Origin of the sequence: Magnetospirillum sp. WYHS-4 (assembly GCA_039908345.1) — a bacterium.
Taxonomy (GTDB): Bacteria; Pseudomonadota; Alphaproteobacteria; order Rhodospirillales; family GLO-3; genus JAMOBD01.
Genome location: JAMOBD010000045.1, coordinates 19,279 through 27,458 on the forward strand (window position 1 = coordinate 19,279; position 8,180 = coordinate 27,458).

8 protein-coding genes are annotated in these 8,180 nt (G+C 66.0%); 5 read left to right on the top strand and 3 right to left on the bottom strand.

The features are described from left to right. Entirely contained in the window at nt 1–504 is a 504-nt protein-coding gene (locus H7841_12895; protein MEO5337770.1) for an invasion associated locus B family protein, read from the top strand. A gap of 4 nt (nt 505–508) precedes the next feature. Here the strand turns inward: H7841_12895 and H7841_12900 are convergent, their stop codons facing one another. Further along, the gene (locus tag H7841_12900) at nt 509–2,623 is read right to left on the bottom strand and encodes an exonuclease domain-containing protein (GenBank protein MEO5337771.1); all 2,115 of its coding nucleotides are present in this window, start codon (nt 2,621–2,623) and stop codon (nt 509–511) included. Between the two features lie 402 nt (nt 2,624–3,025). On the opposite strand from H7841_12900, the gene H7841_12905 reads away from it, so the two are divergent. From H7841_12905 to H7841_12920, 4 genes are all read left to right on the top strand, one after another. Further along, on the top strand, nt 3,026–3,310 hold the full coding sequence (locus H7841_12905; GenBank protein ID MEO5337772.1) for a hypothetical protein: 285 nt from the start codon (nt 3,026–3,028) through the stop codon (nt 3,308–3,310). Further along, nucleotides 3,310–3,894: a tetratricopeptide repeat protein gene (locus H7841_12910; GenBank protein ID MEO5337773.1), complete on the top strand. Its 585-nt coding sequence runs from the start codon at nt 3,310–3,312 to the stop codon at nt 3,892–3,894. The genes H7841_12905 and H7841_12910 overlap by 1 nt, the downstream gene beginning before the upstream one ends. An 84-nt stretch (nt 3,895–3,978) precedes the next feature. After that, nucleotides 3,979–4,239 carry a DUF4212 domain-containing protein gene (locus H7841_12915; protein MEO5337774.1) on the top strand — a complete coding sequence of 87 codons (261 nt, stop codon included), beginning with the start codon at nt 3,979–3,981 and terminating at the stop codon, nt 4,237–4,239. Further along, complete coding sequence (locus H7841_12920) at nt 4,239–6,305, top strand: cation acetate symporter (GenBank protein MEO5337775.1); 2,067 nt, start codon at nt 4,239–4,241, stop codon at nt 6,303–6,305. The genes H7841_12915 and H7841_12920 overlap by 1 nt, the downstream gene beginning before the upstream one ends. Before the next feature lie 104 nt (nt 6,306–6,409). On the opposite strand, the gene H7841_12925 is transcribed toward H7841_12920, so the two are convergent. Both H7841_12925 and H7841_12930 read right to left on the bottom strand, forming a co-directional pair. Beyond that, a complete protein-coding gene (locus H7841_12925) occupies nt 6,410–7,300 on the bottom strand; it encodes a 3-hydroxybutyryl-CoA dehydrogenase (protein MEO5337776.1) in 891 nt (296 codons plus the stop codon). A 33-nt stretch (nt 7,301–7,333) separates the two neighbouring features. Further along, nucleotides 7,334–8,180: FAD-binding protein (locus H7841_12930; protein MEO5337777.1), on the bottom strand; the 847-nt coding region annotated here is incomplete at its 5' end.

Here is an 8,180-nt window from a genome sequence, read left to right on the forward strand (position 1 = left end):
ATGCGCTGGATCGTCCTGCTCGCCGGCCTTTTGTTGGGAACGGGGGCGGCGGCCGGCCACGTGTTCTTCTTCCAGATCCAGGGCGACTGGGCGGTTACCTGCGACCGCGACTTGGCCAGCGGCCGCAAGACCTGCCGGATGAGCGCCCCGCCGCCGGCCCTGGGCGGCCTCCGGTCCTCCATGGCCGTCACCGAGGAACCGGGCGGCCTGTTCCGGGTGGCGGTGCGGGTTCCCGGCCACGTCGACGTCGCCCGGCCCTTCCTGGTGGCGGTGGATGGCGCGCCGCAGACTCCCGTCACCCCCAGCCCCTTCGGCGAAGCCGCCTGGGCCGGTCTGCACGGTACCCAACTGGTGGACGCCCTGGCCAAGGGCCGCCAGGCGGTGCTCTATTTCGGTCTGCCGGGCGGCGAGGTTCGTTCGGAAACCTTTTCCCTGGCCGGCTTCCCGGCCGCCCTGGCCCTGCTCAGGGAAAACCTGCTGCGCCACGGCGTCCTGGCCAAATAGTCGATCAGAAATTGGCCTGCATCTGGCGGATGGAGGTGACCTTGTTGCAGGCGGAGACGGCGTCGCGCAACGTCTTCACGCCCCGCGTCTCCAGCATCTCGATCAGGCGCACGAAGACGGCGGCGGTGACCATGGCGTCGCCCAGGGCCGTGTGGCGGCCCTCGACCTCGATCCCCAGGCGCGCGGTCACCGCGTCCAAGCTGTGGTCCTCGATTTCCGGGTAGAGGAAGGCCGACAGCAAAAGGGTGTCCAGAAGCGGCTGGTCGAAAGCGTAGCCCAGCTTCTTCTCCTGCATGCGAATGAAGGTGATGTCGAAGGCGATGTTGTGCGCCACCAACACCGCGTCGCCGACGAAGCCGTGGAATCGGTCCAGCGCCTCGGCCGGGTCCGGCTGGCCGACCACCATGTCGTCGGTGATGCCGTGAAAGCGGATCGAAGATGTCGGGATGGACATGCCCGGATTGACCAGTTGCGAGAAGGTTTCGCCGCTCAGCATGCGGCCCTGGAAGACCCGCACCCCGGCGATGGAAACCATCTGATCGCCCGTCGAGGGCCGGAGACCCGTGGTCTCGGTATCGAAGACGACGAAGGCGCAGTCGCGTAGCAACCGGTCGGCGCCCGCCTTGCTTCCCTCCAGACCGAGCAGCGAGAAATCGTAGAACTCCGGACGCGAGGGCAAGGTGTCGCTGGCCCGGGCCTGGGCGCGCTCGCCAGGCTTGAGCGGCATGCGCAGGCGCGATTCGCCGGGGCGCGGACTTTCGCTCCACAGCGCGCTGCCCTGCTGTTCCAGCATCTGGCGTAGCGTCAACCCGCCCATCACGTCGGAAAGGCGTTCGTCCAGCCATCCTTCCAGGGTGGCCGACGGAATGGGACGCCCGTGCCAGACGATGTCGATGTAGACGTGGTTCGGCCCCGGATCGGCGGCGATGTCCAGGAAATCGATACGGGTATGCTCGATCACCTTCTGGGCCAAGGTGACCAGGCCCAGGGTCAGGATGTACTCGTCGCCCGACAGCAGGCAGGGCAGGCCGGTCATGGTGGCCCGCGCGGCGCCTTCGGCATTGATCAGGCGCACCGCGCCGCCGATCACGTGGATCGATTGGATGTCGGACACCGGCCAATGGCTGCCCCGACCTTGCTGGTAGCTGGCCGACAGGGTCTCGAGTCGGCGGGCCAGGGCGCTGGCCTCGGCCAGCGCCACGTCGTCGAAGGAACGGCGCAATTCCATCGGCATGTCGGGGCTGGACGCCGTGGTCTCCAGGGCGGCCACCAGGTTGGCGACCGGCGGGCGCATGCCCTCGATGGCCTCGCGCAGCAGAGAATCGCCGTGGGCGATCTGCACCATGGCGGCAGTGACGTCGGTCAGGGTCAGCACATAGCCGCCCGCCGAACCGTCCGGGCCGGGCACCAGGCACATGCGGGCATCGAGGGTGGTGTCGCCGGCACGCGTCGAACAGACGAAGGACACCGTCCGTTCGTGGGGTTGCGCCGTGGCTCCTCCCCCCAGCGCCCTCTCCTTCAACTGCCCCAAGGCATGCTGGATCGGATCGGCGGTCAGCACCGCGAGAGCCGACCGCCCTAGCCCCAGTTGCCCGGACCCGTGCAGCAGTCCCAGGGCGCGGTGATTGTAGAGCATCACCTGATGGTTCAGGTTGCAGACCAGCACGCCTTCCGCCAAGTCGTAAAGGATGGCCTCCAGCCGGCCCTTCTGGTACTGGGACGCCGAGGTCGCCGAAGCGATGGCGTCCTGGGTGGCGGCCCGGGACAGGCTCAAGGCCCGCATGAGTTCGTCGACGCGCTCCGGCAGGGTGCCCAGCGCATGGCCCGCGGGCAGCCCGAGCCCCTCGTCGCGGCCGATATGGGTCGCATCGACCACCACGCCCAGAATGTGATCGAGAGGCTTTGCCACCCTGCGCACGGCCAGGAACCAGGAGCCGCCGACGATGGGCAGCAGCAACAGCAGCGATATCCCGAGATAGCGGGGATAGAACAGCTTCACGCGCTCGATATCGCCGTCGAGGGCGGCTTCCAGGGATGACCACAGGACGCCGCCCACCACCACCACGAGAACGGCGCCCAGCGCCCCGAACAGGCGGCTAAAGGCTTGGCCGGGCGACATCGTTGGCTCCGGACACGCGGCTTCCCGCTGAAGTGCTTCTTGCTTTCGGCACGTTGCTTCCCAGTTCCGACGGGCCCCTTGCGACGGCCCGGTCGCATCATGACACGGACCGGCGACTTTGCAACCCGACGCGACGGCCGCCGAAAAGAACATGATTCCATCGTAAATATACGGGCAATCCCTGATCGGGCCGCCCAGGCATATTAGGAAACACGGAATTTCTTGTGGTCGCCTGATGTTGATGCTACGAACAACGCTGTGGTCTCCGGGCGCGGGACGCTCCGCCAAGAACGCCGGCAAGGCGTCAGGGCGCATCGCCCGTCGGGATCGTTGGGAGTTTCGCAATGCGGACCGGCGACAAATCCAAGTCGCGGGCCGATTCAGGGGACGGGGACGCGCAGGGTGCAATTCGTACTCGCCGCCATCCATGAAGTGACGAAGTTCGTCGGGCTGCTGTTCATCGCCCAGGCGTTGGTGCGCGTGCTCAGCTTCGGCCGCCACGAAGGCAATGTCATCTATCGTTCCCTGCGCTTCCTGACCTCGCCCGTGGTGCGCCTGACGCGTGCGATCACGCCGCGCATCGTCGACGACGGACATGTGCCGGTGGTCGCCTTCCTGCTGATCTTCTGGGCCTGGGTGGCGCTGATCTTCATCCGCCGCGACCTGATGATCGAGGGGGCGGGCTGATGGGCATTTGGCTGAACGTCTGGTATTTCAAGCTGATCGCCATCTGGGCGACGCTGTTCAAGATGCCCGCGGTGGCCATCGACTATTGGGAACGGATTCGCGCGCTGAAGCCACGCGACCCCGACGTGCTGGCGGCCCTGGCCCACCTGAAGGCCATCCATGGCGCCCGCGGCGAAGCCATCGCCCTGCTCCACCAGATCCTGGAGACGGCGCCCGATCAGGCCGCGAGCTGGTTCAATCTGGGCTTCCTGCAACAAGAGGACGACCGGCACGAGGACGCCATCGCCAGCTTCCGCCGCGCCATCGCCCTGGACGGCAAGCTGGACCGCGCCTGGTACGGCCTGGCCCTGTCCCAGATCAAGATGGGCCAAGTCGAGGAAGGCGTTGCCGCCCTCAAGAAAAACACCGAACTCCAGCCGATGAGTCCCTACGGCTGGTATCAGTTGGCGCACGCCTACTGCCGGCTCGGCCAGACCGAGCGGGCGGAAACCGTGATTCGCCGGCTGGCCAAATTCGAGCCGCAGGTCGCCCGGCTGCTCGAACGCGAAACCGGAATCAAGGCGGGGGTGGAAAGCCCCCACTGAGATGAGACCAAAACACCAAGGAGACGGACTGAGACGATCCATCGAAGTCATCGCAGACTTACTACGATAGAGTTGGGAGGAATCATGCAACTTACCGAAAAACACAAGGAGTATTGGTCGAAGAACCTGACGATCACCGCCATTCTATTGGTGCTGTGGTTCGTCGTGACCTATGTCATCGGGTACTTCGCCCGCTCCCTCGACTTCAACTTCTTCGGTTGGCCCTTCGCCTTCTACATGGGCGCTCAGGGCTCGCTGGTCATCTACATCGCCATCATCTGGTTCTATGCGAAATACATGAACACGCTGGACCAGGAATACGGCGTCCACGAGGGAGACGAATAATGTTCGGGGAAGGACAATCTCAAAAGGACTTCACGTCCCAGCTCAAGAAGGTGTACGGCATGTACACGGGCACCTTCGTGGTGTTCGTGATCCTGCTCGCCATCGCCGAGCAGATGGGCCTGCCGCGCACCTGGATCGGCTATCTGTTCCTGGCGCTCACGGTTCTGCTCTACGCCGGCATCGGCATCATGAGCCGCACCTCGGACGCCGCCGAATACTATGTGGCGGGACGCCGGGTGCCGGCCCTGTTCAACGGCATGGCGACCGGCGCCGACTGGATGTCGGCCGCTTCCTTCATCGGCATGGCCGGCGGTCTTTATGCGGGCGGCTATTCGGGCTTGGCCTTCATCATGGGCTGGACCGGCGGCTACTGCCTGGTGGCCCTGTTGCTGGCTCCCTACCTGCGCAAGTTCGGGCAGTTCACCATTCCCGACTTCCTGGGCGCCCGTTACGGCGGCCACACGCCGCGCTTCGTGGGTATCGTCATCGCCATTCTCTGTTCCTTCACCTACGTGGTGGCGCAGATCTACGGCGTGGGCCTGATCACCACCCGCCTCACCGGCGTGGCGTTCGAGCTTGGCATCTTCCTCGGCCTGGGCGGCATCCTGGTCTGCTCGTTCCTGGGCGGCATGCGGGCGGTCACCTGGACCCAGGTGGCCCAGTACATCATCCTGATCATCGCCTATATGATCCCGGTGGTGTGGCTGTCCATCCAGCAGACCGGCTTCCCGATCCCGCAGCTCGTCTACGGCAAGCAGCTGGAAAAGGTGACGGCTCTTGAGGCGAAGCTGATCGTCGATCCGAAGGAGATCGAGGTCCGCGACGCCTTCAAGGCGCGGGCAGCGGCGGCCGACGTCAAGCTGAAGGATATTCCCAAGGCGATGGCCGAAGGCAAGGCCGCGGCCGAGAAGGCCGTGGACGATGCCAAGGCCGCCGGCAACGCGGACGCGGTGGCGAAGGCCGAAGCGGCGCTCGCCAAGCTTCCGGCCGACGAAACCGCCGCCAAGGGCGCCTATGCCAAGGAAAAGGCGGTCGGCGCGCGCGCCGCACCGCCGCTGCGTCACGGCGAGGCCTTCCCGGCCAAGGACGATGCGGCCCGCGACATCGCCCGGAAGAATTTCCTGGCGCTGATCTTCTGCCTGATGATCGGCACCGCGGCGCTGCCCCACATCCTGATGCGCTACTACACGACGCCTTCGGTGAAGGAAGCCCGGGCCTCCGTGACCTGGTCGCTGTTCTTCATCTTCCTGCTCTACTTCACCGCCCCGGCGCTCGCCGTGCTGGTGAAGTTCGTGATCTACAACGACGTGGTGGGCACGGCGTTTACCGCCTTGCCGGCCTGGGTGAAGTCGTGGCAGGCGGTCGATCCGACGCTGCTGACCATCACCGACGTCAACAAGGACGGGATCGTGCAGTTGGCGGAAATCGCCATCGGCGGCGACATCGTCGTGCTGGCCACGCCGGAGATCGCGGGCCTGCCCTACGTGATCTCGGGCCTGGTGGCGGCCGGCGGCCTGGCCGCGGCGCTGTCCACCGCCGATGGTCTGCTGCTGACCATCGCCAACGCGCTGTCGCACGATCTGTACTACAAGATGATCGATCCGAACGCGCCGACGTCCCGTCGCGTGATGCTGTCCAAGATCCTGCTGCTGGTCGTCGCCCTCGCGGCGGCGATGGTGGCGGCGCAGAAGCCGGCCGACATCCTGTTCCTGGTGTCCGCGGCCTTCTCGCTGGCGGCGGCCGGGTTCTTCCCCGCGCTGGTGCTGGGCATCTTCTGGAAGCGTGCCACCGGCCTTGCCGCCACTCTCGGCATGTCGGCGGGCGTGGGCATCACGTTCTACTACATGGCGACCACCCAGCCGTGGCTGCGCGAGATATTCTTCGGTATCCCGCGTGCGGTCCCGGCTCAGCTCTGGTGGGACATCCAGCCGATCTCGGCGGGCCTGTTCGGCGTGCCGCTCGGCTTCCTGATCATGTTCGTCGTGAGCATGGTCACCCCGGCTCCTTCCAAGGAAATCCAGGAGCTGGTGGAACACGTTCGCTATCCGAGCCTCGAGAGGGCGTAACACCCCTTTCGTCCCGGCCGGCCTTGCGCCGGCCGGGATCGATACCGACAAGAAAAGCCCGGCCGCAAGGCCGGGCTTTTACTTTCCGGGACCGGACGGGTGGGTCAGCGCGTGGGCGCCGGCTTCTTGCCCGAATAGTCGTAGAAGCCGCGGCCGGTCTTGCGGCCCAGCCAGCCGGCCTCGACGTACTTCACCAGCAGCGGACAGGGGCGGTACTTGGTGTCCGCCAGGCCTTCATGCAGCACGTTCATGATCGCCAGGCAGGTATCCAGGCCGATGAAGTCCGCCAGTTCCAGCGGCCCCATGGGATGGTGGGTGCCCAGCTTCATGGCGGCGTCGATGGCTTCCACCGACCCTACCCCTTCGTAAAGCGTATAGACCGCCTCGTTCAGCATGGGCAGCAGGATGCGGTTGACGATGAAGGCCGGGAAGTCCTCGGCGCTCACCGGTGTCTTGCCCATCTTCAGTGTCACCTGGTAGACGGCCTGGAAGGTATCTTCCTCGGTGGTGATGGCGCGGATCAGTTCCACCAGTTCCATGACCGGCACCGGATTCATGAAGTGCATGCCGATGAACTGGCCGGCGCGGTCGGTCGAAGCCGCCAGGCGGGTGATCGAAATCGACGAGGTGTTGGTGGCGATCAGGGCTTCCGGCTTCAAGTGCGGGCAAAGGTCCTTGAAGATCGATTTCTTGACCTGCTCGTTCTCGGTGGCCGCCTCGATCACCAGATCGCAGTCGCCAAGGCCGCTCATGCCGGTGGCGGTGCCGATCCGCTTCATCGCCAGGTCCATTTCCTCCTGCTTGATCTTGCCCTTGGAAACCTGGCGGGCCATGTTCTTGTCGATCAGGCCGACGGCCTTCTGAAGGGCCTCTTCCTTCACGTCCATAATCACGATGTCATAGTGGGCGAGCGCGCCCACATGGGCGATGCCGTTGCCCATCTGGCCGGCGCCGATGACGCCGATCTTCTTGATTTCACGTATCTTTCTTTGCATGGCGATGTCTCCTGGCGGAGGGGTTGCGCGATTTCAGGTTTTATTGGTTTCGATCTGGCGGATCAGGTCCGGCAGGGCCGTGAACAGATCCGCCACCAGGCCGTAGTCGGCGACCTGGAAAATCGGGGCGTCGGGGTCCTTGTTGATGGCGACGATAACCTTGCTGTCCTTCATGCCGGCCAGATGCTGGATGGCGCCCGAGATGCCGACGGCGACATAGAGTTCCGGCGCCACCACCTTGCCGGTCTGGCCCACTTGGCAGTCGTTGGGCACGTAGCCCGAATCCACGGCGGCGCGAGAGGCCCCCACGGCGCCGCCCAGGGCGTCGGCCAGGGCTTCGATCAGACGGAAGTTCTCCCGCCCGGCCAGGCCGCGCCCGCCGGCCACCACCACCCGGGCGGCGGTCAGATCGGGCCGGCCGCCTTCGGTCAGGTCGCGGCCCGCCAGGCGCACCCGGTCGTCGGCCGTCGGCGCCGGCAGATCCGTCACGGACGCCGTTCCGCCTTCGGTCGGGGCCGGAGCGAAGGCGGTGGTGCGGACGGTCAACGGCTTGACGGGATCGGCCGAACGCAAGGTGGCCAAGGCGTTGCCGGCATAGATGGGACGTTGGAAGGTATCCGGCCCCAGGATGCGGACCACGTCGGAAACCGGCGCCGCGTCCAGCAGCGCCGCGACGCGCGGCAAAAGGTTCTTGCCGGCCGCCGTCGCCGGCGCGATGACATGGCTGCATTCCCGGGCCAAGCCGGCCGCCAAGGGCGCCAGGACCTCGGGAAGATGATCGGCGCAAGCGGGGGCGTCGCAGACCCAGACCCGTGCCACGCCGGCGATGCGCGCCGCCGCTTCGGCCGCCGGGCGGCAGCCGGAACCGGCCACCAGGACG